General features: G+C 71.3%; 19 protein-coding genes. 9 read left to right on the plus strand and 10 right to left on the minus strand.

The features are described 5' to 3' along the window. Nucleotides 1-145: 145 nt before the first annotated feature. Nucleotides 146-1135 (plus strand): GTP 3',8-cyclase MoaA, encoded by a 990-nt coding sequence (gene moaA, locus ACF09C_RS15445; RefSeq protein WP_392091962.1) that lies wholly within the window; start codon nt 146-148, stop codon nt 1133-1135. Here moaA and ACF09C_RS15450 read toward each other — a convergent pair. Together ACF09C_RS15450 and ACF09C_RS15455 are read right to left on the minus strand one after the other, a co-directional pair. Beyond that, a complete protein-coding gene (locus ACF09C_RS15450; protein WP_362425880.1) occupies nt 1118-1348 on the minus strand; it encodes a hypothetical protein in 231 nt (76 codons plus the stop codon). The two genes, moaA and ACF09C_RS15450, sit on opposite strands and share 18 nt — an antisense overlap. A 181-nt stretch (nt 1349-1529) precedes the next feature. After that, nucleotides 1530-1874: a DUF3099 domain-containing protein gene (locus ACF09C_RS15455; RefSeq protein WP_392091963.1), complete on the minus strand. Its 345-nt coding sequence runs from the start codon at nt 1872-1874 to the stop codon at nt 1530-1532. Between the two features lie 180 nt (nt 1875-2054). Between ACF09C_RS15455 and ACF09C_RS15460 the strand changes: the two genes are divergently transcribed. Beyond that, nucleotides 2055-2330 (plus strand): GlsB/YeaQ/YmgE family stress response membrane protein, encoded by a 276-nt coding sequence (locus ACF09C_RS15460; RefSeq protein ID WP_392091964.1) that lies wholly within the window; start codon nt 2055-2057, stop codon nt 2328-2330. Nucleotides 2331-2423: 93 nt separating this feature from the next. Here ACF09C_RS15460 and tyrS read toward each other — a convergent pair whose 3' ends face one another. The 3 genes from tyrS to ACF09C_RS15475 all read right to left on the minus strand — a co-directional run bounded on the left by tyrS (nt 2424) and on the right by ACF09C_RS15475 (nt 6747). Further along, nucleotides 2424-3704: a tyrosine--tRNA ligase gene (gene tyrS / locus ACF09C_RS15465; protein ID WP_392091965.1), complete on the minus strand. Its 1281-nt coding sequence runs from the start codon at nt 3702-3704 to the stop codon at nt 2424-2426. A 54-nt stretch (nt 3705-3758) separates the two neighbouring features. After that, the gene (locus ACF09C_RS15470; RefSeq protein WP_392091966.1) at nt 3759-5153 is read right to left on the minus strand and encodes a metallopeptidase TldD-related protein; all 1395 of its coding nucleotides are present in this window, start codon (nt 5151-5153) and stop codon (nt 3759-3761) included. A gap of 82 nt (nt 5154-5235) precedes the next feature. Further along, nucleotides 5236-6747 (minus strand): TldD/PmbA family protein, encoded by a 1512-nt coding sequence (locus ACF09C_RS15475; protein ID WP_392092016.1) that lies wholly within the window; start codon nt 6745-6747, stop codon nt 5236-5238. Nucleotides 6748-6962: 215 nt separating this feature from the next. Between ACF09C_RS15475 and fabG the strand changes: the two genes are divergently transcribed. Both fabG and fabI read left to right on the plus strand, forming a co-directional pair. Continuing rightward, nucleotides 6963-7682 carry a 3-oxoacyl-[acyl-carrier-protein] reductase gene (gene fabG, locus ACF09C_RS15480; protein WP_362425862.1) on the plus strand — a complete coding sequence of 240 codons (720 nt, stop codon included), beginning with the start codon at nt 6963-6965 and terminating at the stop codon, nt 7680-7682. A gap of 2 nt (nt 7683-7684) precedes the next feature. Next, nucleotides 7685-8461 carry an enoyl-ACP reductase FabI gene (fabI, locus tag ACF09C_RS15485; RefSeq protein ID WP_362425859.1) on the plus strand — a complete coding sequence of 259 codons (777 nt, stop codon included), beginning with the start codon at nt 7685-7687 and terminating at the stop codon, nt 8459-8461. A 625-nt stretch (nt 8462-9086) separates the two neighbouring features. On the opposite strand, the gene ACF09C_RS15490 is transcribed toward fabI, so the two are convergent. Next, nucleotides 9087-9794, minus strand: a complete 708-nt coding sequence (locus ACF09C_RS15490; RefSeq protein ID WP_392091967.1) for a FadR/GntR family transcriptional regulator — start codon at nt 9792-9794, stop codon at nt 9087-9089. 149 nt (nt 9795-9943) lie between these two features. Here ACF09C_RS15490 and ACF09C_RS15495 point away from each other — a divergent pair, with 149 nt between their 5' ends. The 4 genes from ACF09C_RS15495 (at nt 9944) to ACF09C_RS15510 (ending at nt 12392) form a co-directional block, all read left to right on the plus strand. After that, a complete protein-coding gene (locus ACF09C_RS15495; protein WP_392091968.1) occupies nt 9944-11272 on the plus strand; it encodes a CynX/NimT family MFS transporter in 1329 nt (442 codons plus the stop codon). A gap of 17 nt (nt 11273-11289) precedes the next feature. Next, nucleotides 11290-11406 (plus strand): SGM_5486 family transporter-associated protein, encoded by a 117-nt coding sequence (locus tag ACF09C_RS15500; RefSeq protein ID WP_261992078.1) that lies wholly within the window; start codon nt 11290-11292, stop codon nt 11404-11406. 169 nt (nt 11407-11575) lie between these two features. Beyond that, entirely contained in the window at nt 11576-11782 is a 207-nt protein-coding gene (locus ACF09C_RS15505; RefSeq protein ID WP_362425848.1) for a hypothetical protein, read from the plus strand. A 91-nt stretch (nt 11783-11873) separates the two neighbouring features. Next, nucleotides 11874-12392 (plus strand): SixA phosphatase family protein, encoded by a 519-nt coding sequence (locus ACF09C_RS15510; protein WP_392091969.1) that lies wholly within the window; start codon nt 11874-11876, stop codon nt 12390-12392. 142 nt (nt 12393-12534) lie between these two features. Here ACF09C_RS15510 and serB read toward each other — a convergent pair whose 3' ends face one another. Next, nucleotides 12535-13749: a phosphoserine phosphatase SerB gene (serB, locus tag ACF09C_RS15515; protein WP_392091970.1), complete on the minus strand. Its 1215-nt coding sequence runs from the start codon at nt 13747-13749 to the stop codon at nt 12535-12537. Nucleotides 13750-14023: 274 nt separating this feature from the next. On the opposite strand from serB, the gene ACF09C_RS15520 reads away from it, so the two are divergent. Further along, nucleotides 14024-16609, plus strand: a complete 2586-nt coding sequence (locus ACF09C_RS15520; RefSeq protein ID WP_392091971.1) for an FHA domain-containing protein — start codon at nt 14024-14026, stop codon at nt 16607-16609. A 101-nt stretch (nt 16610-16710) separates the two neighbouring features. On the opposite strand, the gene ACF09C_RS15525 is transcribed toward ACF09C_RS15520, so the two are convergent. The 3 genes from ACF09C_RS15525 to ACF09C_RS15535 form a co-directional block, all read right to left on the minus strand. After that, on the minus strand, nt 16711-17454 hold the full coding sequence (locus ACF09C_RS15525) for a transglycosylase SLT domain-containing protein (protein WP_392091972.1): 744 nt from the start codon (nt 17452-17454) through the stop codon (nt 16711-16713). Between the two features lie 302 nt (nt 17455-17756). Next, nucleotides 17757-18830 carry an S-adenosylmethionine:tRNA ribosyltransferase-isomerase gene (locus ACF09C_RS15530; protein ID WP_392091973.1) on the minus strand — a complete coding sequence of 358 codons (1074 nt, stop codon included), beginning with the start codon at nt 18828-18830 and terminating at the stop codon, nt 17757-17759. Then, nucleotides 18827-19564: an SDR family NAD(P)-dependent oxidoreductase gene (locus tag ACF09C_RS15535; RefSeq protein WP_392091974.1), complete on the minus strand. Its 738-nt coding sequence runs from the start codon at nt 19562-19564 to the stop codon at nt 18827-18829. Before ACF09C_RS15535 ends, ACF09C_RS15530 begins: the two co-directional genes overlap by 4 nt. Between the last annotated feature and the right edge of the window lie 139 nt (nt 19565-19703).

Below are 19703 nucleotides of genomic sequence, written 5' to 3' on the forward strand. Positions count from 1 at the left end.
ACGCTGAGCGATACCGGAACGGCCGCGTCGTAGAGTCCTACGACGCGGCCGTCGCGGTCCTCGTTCCAATCGGCCCCTGCTGGTTGTCGGTGGTCTCGCGTAGGCTCGCTGTAGAAATCACCGAACGAAGGGGAGGGGGCCCACAGTGCTCATCGACACGTACGGCCGCGTGGCCACCGACCTTCGCGTCTCGCTCACCGACCGGTGCAATCTGCGGTGCACGTACTGCATGCCGGAGGAGGGTCTGCAGTGGCTGGCCAAGCCCGATCTGCTGACCGACGACGAGATCGTCCGGCTGGTACGGATCGCGGTCACCGAGCTCGGTGTCACGGAGGTCCGCTTCACCGGCGGTGAGCCGCTGCTCCGCCCCGGCCTGGTCGGCATCGTCGAGCGCTGCGCGGCCCTGGAGCCCCGCCCCCGGATGTCCCTCACCACGAACGGCATCGGACTGAAGCGGACGGCCACCGCGCTCAAGGCCGCCGGCCTCGACCGGGTCAACGTCTCCCTCGACACCCTGCGGCCCGAGGTCTTCAAGACCCTGACCCGCCGCGACCGCCACCACGACGTGCTCGACGGCATGGCCGCCGCGCGGGACGCCGGGCTCACCCCGGTGAAGGTCAACGCCGTCCTGATGCCCGGGCTCAACGACGACGAGGCCCCCGACCTGCTGGCCTGGGCCGTGGAGAACGGCTACGAACTGCGGTTCATCGAGCAGATGCCGCTGGACGCCCAGCACGGCTGGAAGCGCGACGGCATGATCACCGCCGGCGACATCCTGGAGTCCCTGCGCACCCGCTTCGCCCTGACCCCCGAGGGCTCGGACGAGCGCGGCTCGGCCCCCGCCGAGCGCTGGGTCGTCGACGGCGGACCGCACACCGTGGGCGTCATCGCCTCCGTCACCCGACCGTTCTGTCGGGCCTGCGACCGGACCCGGCTCACCGCCGACGGCCAGGTGCGGACGTGTCTGTTCGCCACCGAGGAGACCGACCTGCGGGCCGCCCTGCGCTCGGACGCACCCGACACGGAGATCGCCCGGATCTGGAAGCTGGCGATGTGGGGCAAGAAGGCGGGCTCGGGCCTGGACGACCCGAGCTTCCTGCAGCCCGACCGCCCGATGTCAGCGATCGGCGGCTGAGTCCTCGACCGGTTCCCACTCGGTCAGCGGGACGACGTCCTTCAGGAAGCCCCGTACACCCAGGAACTGGGAGAGGTGCTCGCGGTGCTCCTCGCAGGCGAGCCAGGTCTTGCGGCGCTCCGGTGTGTGCAGCTTGGGGTTGTTCCAGGCCAGCACCCACACCGCGTCGGCGCGGCAGCCCTTGGCCGAACAGATCGGCGTCTCGTCGCTCATTCGATCATTGTCCAGCAATGGCGATGCCGAGCAGCCACGGGGGGAGCTGCCCGGCACCGGTCCGTCGCTCCGACGGGGGATGCGGAGCGCGTAGGAAGTATGTCACGGGGACCCGGGTGTGGTGCACCGGAACTTCATGATTGATCTGAGCTTTTCCTGAGCTTTTAGATCGCCGGGATGATCAACTCTGACCGTGTGCGCGTTCCGTACGCGGTTCCGCCGGGACGTCCCCCGTGGGCAGCTCGGGCCGGGTCGGCGCGGGCACGAACGTCGAGGGGAGGGACGGCGGCTTCTCCCGTCCCGCGTTGGCGATCACCACGGCGACATAGGGGAGCAGCGCGCCCAGTACCAGGGCCACCACGGCCACGTGGCGTTCGACGTTCCACAGGAGGACCGCGGCGATGACGGACAGGGTCCGCACCGTCATCGAGATCACGTACCGCCGCTCCCGGCCCCGCACGTCCTCGGCGAGGCCCTGCCGGGCCCCGGTGATCCGGAAGACCTCGGCTCCGCCATGCTTCCGCATCACATTCCACCACCAGCGTCCATGCCGGACTCTCCCCGTTCCGGACCTGTCTCCACGGTACGCCTGAGGTCCCAGGCCGAGGAGGCCGGGTCACGTATGGGCCCGTCCGACATGCGCCGTATGGCGGATGGGCCGAGACTGGGCCCACATGCGCAGATTGCGCCGCATGAGGAGGCGAGCATGAGCTGGTTGTGGGCAATCATCGTGGGCTTCGTCCTCGGTCTGATCGCCAAGGCGATCATCCCGGGGAAGCAGCAGATCCCGCTGTGGCTGACGACCATTTTCGGCATTCTCGGCAGCATTCTCGGCAACGCTGTCGCGGGCTGGATCGGCGTCGAGGACACCAAGGGCATCGACTGGACCCGCCACCTGCTCCAACTCGTCGGCGCGATCGTCGTGGTGGGCCTGGGCGACATGCTGTGGAACGCGGTCCGCGGCAACAAGCAACGGGCCTGACGGATCCGCCGGGCCTGGCGCGCCCGACAGCACGGAGGCCGGTACGCGCGTCCCGCGCGTACCGGCCTCCGCCGTGTCGTCACTCTCCGGAGATCAGCCCTCCGCGCCGGCCGCCACCAGCTCGATCGCCGCCAGGTTCTTCTTGCCCCGGCGCAGCACCAGCCAGCGGCCGTGCAGCAGCGCGTCCGCCGCCACCTCGGCGTCCTCGGCGGTCACCTTCACGTTGTTCACGTAGGCACCGCCCTCCTTCACCGTGCGGCGCGCGCCCGACTTGCTCGGCGCGAGACCGACCTCGGTGAACAGGTCCACGACCTGCCCGAGAGCGGTCACGCGCGCGTGCGGCAGCTCGGAGAGCGCCGCCGCCAGCGTCGCCTCGTCCAGCTCGGCCAGGTCGCCCTGCCCGAACAGCGCCTTCGAGGCGTTGATGACGGCCGCGCACTGCTCGGCGCCGTGCACCAGCGTCGTCAGCTCCTCGGCCAGCGCCCGCTGCGCGGTCCGCGCCTGCGGCCGCTCGGCGGTGAGCTGCTCCAGCTCCTCCAGCTCCGCGCGGGACTTGAAGGACAGGATCCGCATGTACGTGGAGATGTCACGGTCGTCCACGTTCAGCCAGAACTGGTAGAACGCGTACGGCGTCGTCATCTCCGCGTCGAGCCAGACGGCCCCGCCCTCGGTCTTGCCGAACTTCGTGCCGTCCGCCTTGACCATCAGCGGCGTCGCCAGGGCGTGCACCTCGGCACCCGGCTCCAGGCGGTGGATCAGGTCGAGCCCGGCCACCAGGTTGCCCCACTGGTCGGAGCCGCCCTGCTGGAGCGTGCAGCCGTACCGCCGGTACAGCTCCAGGAAGTCCATGCCCTGCAGCAGCTGGTAGCTGAACTCGGTGTAGCTGATGCCCTGCTCCGACTCCAGGCGCCGGGCGACCGAGTCCTTCGTCAGCATCTTGTTGACCCGGAAGTGCTTGCCGATGTCCCGCAGGAACTCGATCGCGGACAGGCCCGCGGTCCAGTCCAGGTTGTTCACCATGACCGCCGCGTTCTCCCCCTCGAAGGAGAGGAACGGCTCGATCTGGCCCCGCAGCCGGTTCACCCAGTTCGCGACCGTCTCCGGGTCGTTCAGGGTCCGCTCGGCCGTCGGGCGCGGGTCGCCGATCTGTCCGGTGGCCCCGCCGACCAGCGCCAGCGGCCGGTGACCGGCCTGCTGGAGCCGGCGGACGGTGAGCACCTGGACCAGGTGACCGACGTGGAGACTGGCCGCGGTCGGGTCGAAGCCGCAATAGAACGTGACGGGACCGTCCGCGAGAGCCTTGCGCAGTGCGTCCTCGTCGGTGGACTGGGCGAACAGCCCACGCCACTTCAGCTCGTCGACGATGTCCGTCACGATCTTCGGTCTCCTTGATTGATGGTCGTCACGCCGTGCCCCAGTCTATGGGGGTCAGACGCCCTTGCTGACCGAGCTCATGTTGAAGTCCGGCACGCGCAGCGCCGGCATCGCGGCCCGGGTGAACCAGTCGCTCCACTCGCGCGGCAGGGTCTTCTCGGTCCGGCCCGCCTCCGAGGCCCGCGACAGCAGGTCCACCGGCGACTCGTTGAACCGGAAGTTGTTCACCTCACCCACCACCTCGCCGTTCTCCACGAGGTAGACGCCGTCCCTGGTCAGACCGGTCAACAGCAGCGTCGCCGGGTCGACCTCACGGATGTACCAGAGGCAGGTCAGCAGCAGCCCGCGCCCGGTGGCGGCGACCATGTCCTCCAGGGACTGCTCCCCGCCGCCCTCCAGGATCAGGTTCCCCGCACCGGGCGCCACCGGCAGCCGGGTGAGCCCCGCCGTGTGCCGGGTGGTGATCAGGTGCTCCAGCCTGCCTTCCCGTACCCAGTCCGTGCGGGCCAGCGGCAGCCCGTTGTCGAAGACGGAGGAGTCGTCGCCCGAGGCGTGCGCGATCACGAACGGCGCGGATTCGAGCCCCGGCTCGTTCGGGTCGCTGCGCAGGGTCAGCGGGAGCGGGGAGAGCGTCTCGCCCAGGCGCGTCCCACCGCCCGGCTTCGAGAAGACCGTCCGGCCCTCCACCGCGTCCCGCGCCGCCGAGGACCACAGCTGGTAGATCAGCAGGTCGGCGACCGCGGTCGGCGGCAGCAGCGTCTCGTACCGCCCGGCCGGCAGCTCGATCCTGCGCTCCGCCCAGCCGAGCCGCTTCGCCAGATCGGCGTCGAGGGCCGCCGGGTCGACGTCCTTGAAGTCCCGCGTGGAGCGCCCGGCCCACGCGGAGCGCGAACGGTCCGGGGACTTGGCATTGAGCTCCAGCGTGCCGTTGGGCTGGTCGTGCCGCAGCCGCAGCCCCGTCGACGTACCCAGGTACGTCGAGGTCAGCTGGTGGTGGGCGAAGCCGTAGAGCTCGCGGCCACCGGCCCGGGCGCGGGCGAAGGCCTCGCCGAGCGCGGGCGCGAAGTCGGTGAAGACCGCGGAGGTCGTCTCGGCCGGCGCGTCCGTGAAGTCGGGGGAGGCGTCGACACCCTCCACCAGCGGCTGCGCGTCCTCGGCGGGCCCGGCGGCCCGGGCGGCGGCCTCCGCGGCCCGCACCAGGGGCTCCAGGTCCTCGGCGGTCACCGCCGCGCGCGAGACCACGCCGGAGGCCGTGCCCTGCGCGCCGTCCACGGTCGCGACGACGGTGAGCGTACGGCCCCGGGTGACGCCGTTCGTGGTGAGCGCGTTGCCCGCCCAGCGCAGGTTCGCGGAGGACTCCTCGTCGGCGATGACGACACAGCCGTCGGCCCGCGACAGTTCGAGCGCCCGCTCGACGATCTCGTGCGGCTTGGTGGAACGGGAGCTCATCGACCGGCCTCCTGCGTCGTGTTGAGACTGTGCTTGCCCGGGGGGCGACCCCCGGACCCCCGGCAGATCATGTGGCGCGGGCTCATCGACCGGCCTCCTGCGTCGTGTTGAGGATGTTGACGCCCCGGAAGAGGGCGGAAGGGCAGCCGTGGGAGACGGCCGCGACCTGGCCCGGCTGGGCCTTGCCGCAGTTGAACGCACCGCCGAGGACGTACGTCTGCGGGCCGCCGACCTTCTCCATCGAGCCCCAGAAGTCGGTCGTCGTGGCCTGGTACGCGACGTCCCGCAGCTGACCGGCCAGCCGGCCGTTCTCGATGCGGAAGAAGCGCTGCCCGGTGAACTGGAAGTTGTAGCGCTGCATGTCGATCGACCACGACCGGTCGCCGACCACGTAGATGCCCCGCTCGACCCCGCCGATCAGGTCCTCGGTGGAGAGCCCGCCCGGGTCCGGCTGCAGCGAGACGTTCGCCATCCGCTGCACCGGCACGTGCCCGGGGGCGTCGGCGAACGCGCAACCGTTCGACCGGCCGAGGCCCGTCAGCCGCGCGATCCGCCGGTCCAGCTGGTAGCCGACGAGCGTGCCGTCCTTCACCAGGTCCCAGCTCTGAGCCTCGACGCCCTCGTCGTCGAAACCGATCGTCGCGAGGCCGTGCTCGGCCGTGCGGTCACCGGTCACGTTCATGATCGACGAGCCGTACGCCAGCTTCCCCAACTGGTCGAAGGTGGCGAACGAGGTCCCCGCGTACGCCGCCTCGTAGCCGAGCGCCCGGTCCAGCTCCGTGGCGTGGCCGATCGACTCGTGGATCGTCAGCCAGAGGTTCGACGGGTCGACCACCAGGTCGTACGTCCCCGCCTCCACGCTCGGCGCCCGCATCTTCTCCGCGAGCAGCCCCGGGATCGACTCCAGCTCCGCGTCCCAGTCCCACCCGGTCCCGGTCAGGTACTCCCAGCCCCGCCCGACCGGCGGCGCGATCGTCCGCATCGAGTCGAACTCGCCCGTCGTCCCGTCCACGGCGACCGCCGTGAGCTGCGGGTGCAGCCGGATGCGCTGCTGGGTGGTGACCGTGCCCGCCGTGTCCGCGTAGAACTTGTTCTCCTGGACGGTCATCAGCGAGGCGTCCACGTGCGCCACGCCGTCCGCCCGCAGCAGCCGCTCGCTCCAGTCGGCGAGCAGCGCGCTCTTCTCGGCGTCCGGGATGTCGAAGGGGTTGATCTCGTACGCGGAGATCCAGGTCTTCTCGGCGTGCACCGGCTCCTCGGCGAGCTCCACCCTCTCGTCGGAACCCGCCGCCGCGATCACCTTGGCGGACAGCTTGGCCATGGCGACCGCCTGCGAGGCGACCCGCGCCGCGCCGTCCATGGTCAGATCCACCCCGGAGGCGAACCCCCACGCCCCGCCGTGCACCACCCGCACCGCGTAGCCCAGGTCCGTCGTGTCGGAGGACCCCGACGGCTTGGCGTCCCGCAGCCGCCACGAGGCGCTGCGCACCCGCTCGAGCCGGAAGTCCGCGTGTTCGGAGCCGAGGGCACGCGCGCGTGCCAGCGCGGCGTCGGCCAGCGCCCGCAGCGGCAGCGCCGTGAAGGCCGCGTCGATGGAATGGGTCCCAGAGGGCACAGCTGTCTCCTGTTCGTATGAGACCGGTCGACCCCGATCATGTCGCGCTTCGGGCCGCCACGCCCAGAGCTTTATGTAGGGACCCGACAGTGACATTCGTACGCCACTGTCAGGGGCCGATCCCTCGCGCCGAAGACCGGACCGATAGGTTTTCGGTATCCAGACCGCTGTTGAAAGATCGAAAGGGTGATCCGTTGAGCCGCTCGGTTCTCGTCACCGGAGGCAACCGGGGCATCGGCCTCGCCATCGCCCGCGCGTTCGCCGAGTCCGGCGACAAGGTCGCGATCACGTACCGGTCCGGTGAGCCGCCGGCAGCCCTTCTCGAACTGGGCTGCCTCGCCGTCAGGTGCGACATCACCGACGGCGAGCAGGTGGACCAGGCGTACAAGGAGATCGAGGAGACGCACGGTCCGGTGGAGGTCCTGGTGGCGAACGCCGGGGTCACCAAGGACCAGCTCCTGATGCGCATGAGTGAGGACGACTTCACCACGGTCGTCGACACCAACCTGACCGGCACCTTCCGGGTCGTCAAGCGCGCCAACCGCGGCATGCTGCGAGCCAAGAAGGGCCGAGTCGTCCTGATCTCCTCGGTCGTGGGTCTCCTCGGCTCGGCGGGGCAGGCGAACTACGCCGCCTCGAAGGCGGGCCTCGTCGGCTTCGCCCGCTCCCTGGCCCGCGAGCTCGGCTCGCGCAACATCACGTTCAATGTCGTCGCCCCCGGTTTTGTCGACACCGACATGACCGCGGTGCTGACCGAGGAGCAGCGCGCGGGCATCGTGTCCCAGGTGCCGCTCGGCCGCTACGCGCAGCCCGAGGAGATCGCCGCCGCGGTGAAGTTCCTCGCCTCCGACGACGCCTCGTACATCACTGGAGCCGTCATCCCGGTTGACGGCGGATTGGGCATGGGTCACTGACCATGAGCGGAATTCTCGAGGGCAAGCGCATCCTCATCACGGGTGTGCTGATGGAGTCCTCCATCGCCTTCCACGCCGCGAAGCTGGCCCAGGAGCAGGGCGCGGAGATCATCCTCACCGCCTGGCCCCGGCCGACGCTGACCGAGCGCATCGCCAAGAAGCTGCCCGAGCCCGACAAGGTCAAGGTCCTGGAGCTCGACGTCTCCAACGACGAGCACCTGGCGCGCCTTGAGGGCCAGGTGCGCGAGCACCTCGGCGACCGTCTCGACGGCGTCGTCCACTCCATCGGCTTCGCCCCGCAGGACGCGCTCGGCGGCAACTTCCTGAACACGCCGTTCGAGTCGGTCGCCACCGCCATGCACGTCTCGGCCTTCTCCCTGAAGTCCCTGACGATGGCGCTGCTGCCGCTGATGAACGAGGGCGGTTCGGTCGTCGGCCTCACCTTCGACGCCCAGTACGCCTGGCCGCAGTACGACTGGATGGGCCCGACCAAGGCCGCCCTGGAGGCCACCAGCCGCTACATGGCGCGGGACCTGGGCAAGCAGAACATCCGCTGCAACCTGGTCTCGGCCGGCCCGCTCGGCTCGATGGCCGCCAAGTCGATCCCCGGCTTCTCCGAGCTGGCCTCGGTCTGGGACAACCGATCCCCGCTGGAGTGGGACCTCGCCGACCCGGAGCCGGCCGGCCGTGCCATCGTGGCGCTGCTCTCCGACTGGTTCCCGAAGACGACGGGCGAGATCGTCCACGTCGACGGCGGTCTGCACGCGATCGGCGCCTGAGCGCTCACCCGTTCGGCGTACGGAAGGCCGGGTCGCCCCTGTCAGGGGGCGCCCGGCCTTCGGCGTGTCCGCGGGCCCCCGCCCGAGTCGAGAACTCCGGCGAACCAGCCCAGACTGATCAGTGCGTGATACCGGCTACTGACGGGGAGGAGGTGCGGGCATGCGCGTGCCGCACCGCAGGGCCACCGCTCTCGCCTCGGCCGCCGTACTCCTCACCGGGCTCGCGATAGCCGCCGAGGTCCGTGCCGAGCCCGCCCCGGCGGACGAGATACCGACTCCGGTGGCCCGGGACGCCGAGAACTTCGGGGCCTCCTGCCGCACGGTCGTCGAGGGCTCCCGCGTCACCGCCCACTGCCAGAACCCGTACCCGACCACCGACCGGGTCCGGCTGCACGTCGAGTGCGAGCGCTGGTGGGACGTGGACACCGACAGCGCGCCCGTCGACGTCGGCCCGGCCGCCTACGCCCAGCTCACCGGCCGTTGTTGGAAGGAGGTCAGGTCCGCCTGGCTCACGCACCAGCCGGCCGACCCGCCTCCGCTCCTGCCGCAGCGTCCGGAGCCGCTCCCGCTCCCGCCCGTGTCAACGGTTCCGGCTTCACCGGCTCCCGCGTCATCGGCTCCCGCGTCACCGGCTCCCGACTGAGTGGCCCGGATTCACCGGTCCCAGGTCCCTGAGGCACATGAACGGATAGCTCGCCGCCTCCGCCGCCGCCGTCTCCGCGTCCCCGGACCGGATCGCCTCCACGAGGCGTGCGTGGTCCATGTGGTGCTCCGCCCGCAGCTCCTGGCCCACGTCGTCGCGCAGCCACTGGCGCAGGACGTGGCCGAGGTCGGCGTAGAGCTCGGTCATCACCTCGTTGTGCGAGGCGACCACCACCGCGTGGTGGAAGGCGCCGTCCGCGATCACGAACCGCTCGGCGTCACCCGAGGCCCAGGCCTCCTCGCGGCCCGCGAGCAGGGCGTCCAGCTGCTTCAGGTCCCGGTCGGTGCGCCGCTGCGCCGCGAGCCCGGCGGCCGAGGACTCCAGCGTGGAGCGCAGCTCCGCGATGTGCCGGGGGTCGGAGTCGGCGAACCGGCGGTGCATGACCCCGGCGAGTTCGCTCGTCGCGACCACGTAGGTGCCCGAGCCCTGCCGGATGTCGAGCAGGCCGTTGTGCGCGAGCGCGCGCACCGCCTCACGCACCGTGTTGCGGGCCACGCCCAGCTGCTCGACCAGCTCCGGTTCGGTCGGGATCCGGGACCCGACCGGCCATTCACCGGAGGTGATCTGGTTCCGCAGCTCGGCGATCACCTGATCGGAGAGCCCGGAACGCCGGGGAGAGCCGAGCGCCATGAAGCACCTTCCCTGTAGATCCGGACCGGGGCAGGACGACGCCTGCCGATGCCGGACGAGAACCGGACGAGAACCGGGTCCCATCCGGATGGGACCCGGATTGGTTCCAGACTGGACAACCAATCATCCCATGATTCTATGATGGCGCCATGCCTGACGAGCCGAAGACCCTCACGACCGCCGTACCACCGGCCCGTACCCCCGTCCCCATAGCCGCCCACGGCCCGGCCGCCACCACCGCGGATTCTCCCGCACCGGACCGGCCCGCCCTCTGGGTGACCCGGCTCGTCGTCGTCGGAATCGTGCTCGCCGCGCTCAACCTCCGCCCCGCCATCACCAGCCTCGGATCCCTCCTCGAAGAGGTCCGCGAGGGGCTCCACATGAGCGGCAGCGTGGCCGGCGTCCTCACCTCCGTGCCGCCGCTCTGCTTCGCGATCTTCGGCATCACCGCACCCCGCCTCGCCCGCCGCTTCGGCCCTTCCGCCGTCGTCTGCGCCGGCATGGCGGCGATCTTCGCGGGCCTCGCGGTCCGCCCCTTCGCCTCCGGCACCGTCGGCTTCCTCGCCGCCAGCGCCCTCGCCCTCATGGGCATCGCCGTCAGCAACGTCCTCATGCCCGTCATCGTCAAGCGGTACTTCCCCGGCCGCGTCGGCACGATGACCGGGCTCTACTCGATGGCACTCGCCCTCGGCACCTCCCTCGCCGCCGCCGCGACCGTGCCCATGACCGAGGCGCTCGGCGGCAGTTGGCGCGCCGGACTCGGCCTCTGGGCGGTCCTCGCCGCCCTCGCGGTCCTGCCCTGGATCCCGCTCGTACGCGACCGGGCGAGGTCGGCGACGACCTTCCCTGCGACGGAGCCGGCCTCCCGGGGGAGCGCCCCGGAGGCCGCGAGCGCGCCGCTCCGGATCACCCGCAGCCGTACCGCCTGGGCGCTCGGCGCCTTCTTCGGCCTCCAGGCCACCGGCGCGTACATCACCATGGGCTGGATGCCGCAGATCTTCCGCGACGCAGGCGTCCCCGCCGGCACGGCCGGTGTGCTGCTCGCCGTCACCATGGTCATGGGCGTGCCGCTCGCCTTCGTCATCCCCGGCCTCGCGACCCGGCTCAAGACCCAGGGCCCGATCGTCGTCGCCCTCGGCCTGTGCGGTCTCGTCGGCTACAGCGGCCTCTACCTCGCTCCGGCGGCCGGCGCGTGGGCCTGGGCGCTGCTCCTCGGCGTCTCCAACTGCGCCTTCCCGCTGGCCCTCACCATGATCGGGCTGCGCTCGCGCACCGGCGCCGGCGTCGTGCGGCTCTCCGCCTTCGCGCAGAGCGTCGGCTACCTCATCTCCATCCCCGGACCGCTCATCGTCGGCGTCCTCTACCAGCACAGCGGCGGCTGGGGCCTCCCTCTCACGCTGATGGCCGGGCTGATGATCCCGCAGATGATCATCGGCACCCTCGCCGCCCGGGACCGGACCGTCGAGGACGAAAGCTGAGATGCGAGACTGTCTCCATGCCAGTGCTCGACCCGAACCCCCAGAACGGCCAGAAGAAGCTCCTGCTCGTGCTCGGCGCGATGCTCGGGATCTCGGTCGTCATCGCCGTCATCGCCACGATCGCCTCGCCGTGATCCCCGACCGCCCGACCCGTGGTGGGGTTAACCCCTCCATCCCCTAGGGGGTGAGTGTCAGGGTGAAGTAGGTGGATCACCGGATGGGCTGGGTCCCCGCCGCTCCGTAGCGTGGAGACAACGCCGCAGTCACCCGCTGCGGACGTCGTCCCGAGCCCCGGAGGCGGCCATGTCGGCCCGTACGCACACCCGGACCCCGTCCCCGTCCGCAGGCGGCGTCGACACCCGGCTGCCCTGGTGGGCGCTCGCCCTGCCCGTCGCCGCGTTCGTGGCGCTCTTCCTGCTCATAGCGGGCGCGGGCGGCGGCCCCGCCGCCGGTGCCGACCCCACGGTCGGCCGTCTCCTGGAGCAGATCCAGCAGTCGCTGCCCCACTGACCGCGCGCGCCCGCGAGGTGGTGACCGCGCGCGCCCGCGAGCGGGTCAACACCCTGCGCCCGGCGGCCTGTTTCATGGGAAGCTGGAACCCATGAGCGTCGATACACCCCGCAGCATCGTGCTACTCAGGCACGCCAAGGCAGACTGGCCTCAGGTGTCCGACCACGAGCGCCCGCTCGCCGAGCGCGGCCGCACGGACGCCCCCGTCGCCGGCCGCAAGCTCGCCGACACCGGGATCACCTTCGATCTGGCCCTCTGCTCGACCGCCGCCAGGACCCGTGAGACCTGGAAGCTGGCCGTGCAGGAGCTGCCGCACCGCCCCAGGACCGTGTACGAGGAGCGGCTCTACGAGGCCTCACCCGGCGAGCTGATCGCCGTGCTCAACGAGATCCCCGACGAGGTGCGGTCCCTCCTCGTCATCGGCCACAACCCCGGCATGCACGCGCTCTCCGAGATCCTCGCGGGCCAGGCCGAGGGGGACGCGCTGGCCCGGATGAACAAGGGCGGCTTCCCGACCTCCGCCTTCTCCGTCGTCTCCGTCCCGGGCTCCTGGAAGTCCGTGGAGCCCGGCGTGGGCACCCTGGTCGACTACTGGGCCCCGCACGACTGACCCCGTAGCCCCGGCCGGGGCACAGGACAGGCCGAAGGCCCGGTCACCACGCGGTGACCGGGCCTTTCGCCGCCGTGAGGACCCGGTCCGTACGAACCCGTCCGCACGAGCCGGTCCGTACGAACCCGTCCGTACGCGGCACTCAGTGCAGCAGGTCCTCGTCGCCGTCCGCCGCCTCGACCTCTTCGCGGGTGATCCCCAGCAGGTACAGGACGGTGTCGAGGAAGGGGACGTTCACCGCCGTGTGGGCGGCCTGCCGCACGACCGGCTTGGCGTTGAAGGCCACCCCGAGCCCGGCCGTGTTCAGCATGTCCAGGTCGTTCGCGCCGTCACCGATCGCCACGGTCTGCGAGAGCGGCACGCCCGCCTCCGCCGCGAACCGGCGCAGCAGCCGCGCCTTGCCCGCCCGGTCCACGATCTCGCCGGTCACCCGGCCGGTCAGCTTCCCGTCCACGACCTCCAGGGTGTTGGCCGAGGCGAAGTCGAGCCCGAGCCGCTCCTTGAGATCGTCGGTGACCTGGGTGAAGCCACCCGACACCACACCCACCTGGAAGCCGAGCCGCTTGAGCGTACGGATCAGGGTGCGGGCGCCGGGCGTCATCCGCACCTCGGCCCTGACCTTGTCCACGACCGAGGCGTCAAGACCCGCAAGCAGGGCCACCCGCGCGTGCAGCGACTGCTCGAAGTCCAGCTCGCCGCGCATCGCCGCCGCGGTGACCTCCGCGACCTGCTCCTCGCAGCCCGCGTGCGCCGCGAAGAGCTCGATCACCTCGTCCTGGATGAGCGTGGAGTCCACGTCCATCACGACGAGGCGCTGGGCGCGGCGGTGCAGCCCGGCCGAGACCACGGCCACGTCCACCCCGATCTCGTGCGCCTGGGTGGCAAGCGCCGTCCGCAGCGGCCCGGTCTCGCAGCCCGAGACGGCGAACTCGACGGCCGTCACCGGGTACTTCGCCAGCCGGAAGATACGGTCGATGTTGCCGCCGCTCTCGGCGATCCTCGCCGTTATGGCGGCGGTCTGCTCGGCGGTCAGCGGGTGCCCGAGCACGGTGACGTGCGAGCGGCCGACGCCGCGCGGACGGTTGTCACCGGTGCCCGAGATGATCTCTGCCTGGAGCTTGAGCGACTCCGCCCAGCTGTGGACGGTCGCCCGGAGCTCTCCCTGGGAGGCGACGGTCGGCTCGGTGACGAGCGCGCACAGGACGAGGCGGCCGCGGGAGACGACCTGCTCGATGTCCACGACGTCGACGGAGAAGGCGGCGAGGGTGTCGAAGAGTCCGGCGGTGATCCCGGGACGGTCCTTCCCGAAGATCTTGACGAGAAGAGTGGGAACGTCTGAGGTCTGCGATGCGCTCATGGTGCTTCCACCGTATCGGGCACGGCGTGCCACCGGTCACCCCGTCCCGCGTGGCGGACACATGGCGGTCAGGTGGTCAGACGGTCAGACGGTCAGGCGGACGGGCGATACCGCCAGGAGCGGGCGATACCGCCAGGAGTGGGGAAGTGCCATACCCCTGTGCGGGGTCTTCACACCGCCCGACTTTCGGAGTACGGGTCCGGCCTGAAATAGTTCCCCCCGATGTTCGCCATCCCTAAGCCCCCATCGACGGGGGTACATCGGGGGACAAGTAGTGGGGCATGGAGTGCCAGAACTCGTACTGGAATTGAATGGAAGGACCTGGACCCTCGATCCGTCCAGGTCGTACACCTTGGGACGTGATCCGCAGGGCGACCTGGTGATCGACGACGCCAGGGTCTCGTGGCGACACGCCACCATCAGCTGGGGCGGCCGGAGTTGGGTCATCGAGGATCACGGCTCGACCAACGGCACCTTCGTGCAGGGGCAGCGGATCCACCAGATGGAGATCGGCCCCGGCTCCGCGGTGCACCTCGGCAACGCGACCGACGGCCCCCGGCTGAATCTCGCCGCCGCGGCCGCGCCGCAGCAGGCCGCCGCGCCGCACCAGGCGCCGGCGCAGCAGCCGGCCCACGCCGCCCCGAACGCGCAGCAGGCGGGCGCCGCGCAGGCCGACTGGGCGACGCACCAGGCTCCGCCGCAGCAGGCCCAGAACCAGGCCTGGCCGCAGCAGGGCCAGCAGCAGCCGCAGCAGCACCTCCCGCACCAGCAGGGCGGCCCCGTCGAGCAGCTCGCGCAGAAGGTCCCCGCCCAGGGCGGCGGCGCCGCGGGGGCGCCACCGGTCTACGGCGACCGCAGCCCCACCACGTTCCACCAGCTGGCCCTCGGCCACGTCATGCGCATCGGTCGTGCGCTCGAGAACGAACTGGTCGTCTCCGACCTCCAGGTCTCGCGCCACCACGCCGAGTTCCACGCGACGCCCGACGGCCGCTTCGAGATCCGTGACCTCGGCTCGCACAACGGCACGTACGTCAACGGCCAGCCGATCGCCAAGGGCGGCTCCGTCCTCATCGGCCCCAACGACATCGTCGGTGTCGGTCACTCGACCTTCCGCATGGTCGGCGGCCAGCTCGAGGAGTTCGTCGACACCGGCGAGGTCTCCTTCTCGGCCCGCCACCTCACCGTCACCGTCGACGGCGGCAAGCAGATCCTCAAGGACGTCACCTTCGGCGTCCCCGAGAAGTCGCTCATCGGTGTCATCGGCCCGTCCGGCTCCGGCAAGTCGACGCTGCTCAAGGCGCTCACCGGCTACCGCCCGGCCAACGAGGGCGACGTCCTCTACGACAACCGGAGCCTCTACAAGCAGTTCGCCGAGCTGCGCCAGCGCATCGGTCTGGTCCCGCAGGACGACATCCTGCACAAGGAGCTGACCGTCCAGAAGGCGCTGCGCTACGCGGCCAAGCTCCGCTTCCCCGGCGACACCGCCGAGGCCGAGCGCGAGGCCCGCATCGACGAGGTGCTGCGCGAGCTGAAGCTCGACATCCACAAGGAGAAGAAGGTCACCTCCCTCTCCGGTGGCCAGCGCAAGCGTGTCTCCGTGGCCCTGGAGCTCCTCACCAAGCCGTCGCTGATCTTCCTGGACGAGCCGACCTCCGGCCTCGACCCGGGCATGGACCGCGACGTCATGCAGCTGCTCCGCGGCCTCGCCGACGACGGCCGTACGGTCCTCGTCGTCACGCACTCCGTGGCCGAGCTCGGCCTCTGCGACAAGCTGCTCGTGATGGCGCCCGGCGGTTCGGTGGCCTACTTCGGTCCGCCGGAGGAGGCGCTGAACTTCTTCGGCTACTCCACCTGGGCCGACGTCTTCTCCGCCTTCGAGAACTACCGCGACTACGACTGGGCGGGCCGCTGGAAGGGCTCGCAGCACTACCAGATGTACGCCGCGGACATCGACGCCGTCGCCGCCCAGCCCGTCCAGGTGCCGCAGCAGGCGATGGCCAGGCCGCCCAAGCCGCAGGGCTGGGGGTCGCAGCTGTGGACGCTGATCCGCCGCTACTCCTCGGTGATCGCATCCGACAAGGGCTTCCTGGGCCTGATGGTGATCCTGCCGGCCGTCCTCGGCGCGGTCTCGGTCGTCATCCCCGCCGACTTCGGCCTCGGCAAGCCCACTCCGCCCTCCCGCTTCAACGGAGACGCGGGCACGATCATGCTGATCCTCGCGGTCGGCATGTGCTTCAGCGGCGCCGCCAACTCCGTACGAGAACTGATCAAGGAACGGGTCATCTACGAACGCGAGCGGGCCACCGGCCTGTCCCGTTCCGCGTACCTGATGTCCAAGGTCATCGTCCTCGGCCTGATCACCGCCTTCCAGGGCGTGATCATCTGCGGGATCGGCTTCGCCACCCGCGAGCTGCCCGAAGAGGGCCTGGTCATGCCGCCGGCCGTCGAGCTCTGCGTCACGATCATCGCGCTCGGCTTCACCTCGATGATGTTCGGCCTGGTCATCTCCTCGCTGGTGAAGACCGCCGAGAAGACCATGCCGCTGCTCGTGATGTTCGCGATCGTCCAGGTCGTCTTCACCGGCATCCTCTTCCAGGTGTACGGCTCGCCCGGCCTGGAGCAGTTCGCCTGGCTGATGCCCTCGCGCTGGGCCATCGCCGCGGCGGGCTCGACCCTCGACCTCGCGCACCTGATGCCGCCGTGGGACCACAAGGACCCGACCAACCTGGACCCGCTGTGGGACCACACGGCCGGCCAGTGGGGCTTCAACCTCACCGTCCTGATCCTCATCGGCGTCGTCTGCGCCTTCGCGGTGGCGCGCCTGCTGCGCCGCCACGAGCCCGAGGTCATGCGCAAGTGACCGCCTGACCGCTCCACCGCCTGACCACAGGCACGCCGAAGGGCGGCACCCCGTACGGGGTGCCGCCCTTCGCTGCTGTTCGGGAGGCCCGGCAGGCCGGCTCAGTACGCGCTGTTGACGTTGTCCATGGAGCCGTAGCGGTCGGCCGCGTAGTTGCAGGCGGCGACGATGTTGGCGACCGGGTCGTACTGGTCGAACTTGGTGCCCGCGACGTGGTACGTCTTGAAGGTCGGGTAGATGACCTGGAGCAGGCCCTTCGAGGGGACGCCGTTGATGGCGTTGATGTCCCAGTTGTTGATGGCCCGCGGGTTACCGCTGGACTCCCGCATGATGTTGCGGTGGATGCCCTCGTAGGTGCCCGGGATGTTGTGCTTGTCCATGATGAACAGGGCCTCGCGGATCCAGCCGTCGAGGTTGTTCGCGAAGACCGGCTTGCGGGCCGCGGCGCGGCTCGCGGCCGCCTTCGCGTCGGCGCGCTTCTTCGCCTCGGCCTTCGCCTTGGCCTCGGCCTTCGCCTTCGCGTCGGCCTTGGCCTTCGCGTCGGCCTTCGCCTTGGCAGCGGCGGCGGCCTTGGCCTTCGCCTCGGCGTCCGCCTTGGCCTTGATGCTGATGGCGTTCTGCTGCTCGGTCAGGCTGGTGTGCAGCGCCTTGGCCTGCGGGCTGTTGGCGTCGTAGGCGAGAGCGACCTGCTGGGTGTTGTTCAGCGCCTGGGGCTCGGTCTCAGCGGCGGCGTTGCCGGGGACCAGAGTGACGCCGAGGGCGACGGCGCCAAGGGCGGCGACACCGGCAAGGGAAGCCTTGTGCGTCTTCTTCAGGCGATAGTGGCCAGGAGTGTTCGCGGACATGCAGGACTACCTCTTCGAATCGCAGGGGGTCGCTCAGGCCGGGGCGGCGCTGCGCCTGCTCGGCGGCGACGGACGCAATTCTTAGCGGCAGCAAAATCCTGTGGCAAAGGTGTGACGTACGATCCCGGGTAGTGGATCAGGGGCCCGTGCACGGCCCACCGAAACCCTCCCGGGACCCGTCCGTACAGTCCCCATCTGCCCGTTTCGGAACCACTAGGGGTCTTCGTAAGTGACCTGGGTCCTATGCGCGGGCTCACATCGGGCACGTAACGAACTCACCAGCCGTTGCTCGCGCAATGCGCTCAGTGAGGGCCCTCCTCCGGGAGGAGGAGATGGACGTCGCCGAACTCGTGCCAGAGGTAGAGCGCGCGTACGGCCTCGGTATAGGCGCGGTCCAGGGCGGGCCGCCCGGCGATCGCCTCCAGCATCAGCAGATGCGAGGCCCGCGGCTCGTGCAGCCCGGTCAGCAGCCCGTCCACCGCTCGCACCCCGCGCCCCGGGGTCACCACCAGGTCCGTCCACCCGGCCGCGGCCCGCACCACGCCCCGCTCGTCCGCCGCCGACTCCAGCGCCCGCACCGCCGTCGTCCCCACGGCGATCGCCCGGCCCCCGCCCGCCCTGGCCGCGTTCACGAGCCGCGCCGTGGCCTCAGGCACCGCGAACCGCTCCGGGTACGGCGGCTCGTGCGCCTCCGCCGAGGCCACCCCCGTATGCAGGGTGAGCGGGGCGAACTGCACCCCTCGGCTCACCAGCTCCGTCACGAGCCGCGCCGTGAAGGGCCGTCCCGCGCTCGGCATCTCCGCGGAGCCCGCGCCGTCGGGGGAGGGCAGCGCGAAGACCGTCTGGTACGCGGACAGCGGCTGGTCCCGCTCCGTGTACCCGTAGCGGATCGGCCGCCCGTACCGCGCGAGCAGCGCCGGTACGGCCGTGTCCACCCGCGCCCACCACAGCCGGGCCGCCCCCGGGGCCAGCGGCCCGTCCAGGACGAGACCAACCCCTCCCGGCAGCCGTACGACCGCCCCGGCCGGACCGCCCGGCCGCGGCCGGGTACTGCCCCGCCCGTCCGGCGCCCTCAGCTCGACCGCCCAGCGACCGTCCTCCCCGCGCGTCGAGAAGTGCACGACGACCGGCTCCCCGCCGCCCTCCGCGCCGAGCCGCCCGGTCACCGCGGCCGGCAGCGTCGCGCTCGTGTTCACGACCAGCACGTCCCCGGCCCGCAGCCGCTCCGGCAGCTCGCGGAAGGCGTGGTGCGACACCTCCGTGCCCCGCGACACCAGCAGCCGCACATCGTCCCGGCCCCGCCCCGCGCCGCGCTGCTCGGCCGGCACCCGCGCCGACAGCTCCGCGGGCACCCCGAGGGTCTCCAGGACGCTCACCGGCCGCCCTCCGCCCCGAGAGCCCCGAGAGCCCCGGCAGCCCCGACCGGCACGAGCTCCGCCGCCGCGTACCGCCCGCTGGCGGGCCGGGCGTCGAGCAGCGCCAGGAACCCCGGCACCACCGACTCCGGAGCCGGCCGCGGGTCCTCGTCGCCGGGGACGGCCGCCGCGTACAGATCCGTCGCCATGTCCCCCGGGTCCACCGCCCACACCCGCAGCGCCGGCTCCTCGACGGCCAGCACCGCCGCCAACTGGTCGAGCGCCGCCTTCGACGCCCCGTAACCGCCCCACGTCTCGTACGCCTCTGCCGCCGCGTCCGAACTCACCGCCACCACCGTCCCCGCCCCGCTCTCCCGCAGCAGCGGCAACGCCTCCTGTACGAGGCCCAGCGCGGCCACCACATTGGTCTCCAGGGCCGCTCGCAGGCCGTCCGGCGCCAGCGCCTCGAGACGCACCAACGGCTCGGCCCCCAGCGCGCTCGCGTTGCTCACCAGCAGATCGAGCCCGCCCAGCTCCCGCGCGGCCGCCACCAGAGCCCGGCGGTGCCCCGCGTCGGTCACGTCCCCGGGCAGCGCCACGACCCGCGCCCCACGCGCGCGTGCCGCCGCCGCGCTCTCCTGGAGCACCGGCCCCGTCCGTGCGTCGAGCACCAGGTCCCAGCCCCGCTCGGCCAGCGCCCCCGCGAGCGCCCGCCCAAGCCCCTTCGACGCCCCCGTGATGATCGCGACGCTCATGACAGCCATCCCCTCTCGTCCTGCTCTCGTCCCGCTTCGGTCGTCCCGCCTCTCGAGTGCTCGACGAGGCGATGGCTCCAGCCTCCGACCGCCCCACCGGCCGTCGCCTCGGCCGCGGGCCCCGACCGGACAAGGCACT

Source organism: Streptomyces sp. NPDC014870 (assembly GCF_043081505.1).
GTDB lineage: Bacteria > Actinomycetota > Actinomycetes > Streptomycetales > Streptomycetaceae > Streptomyces.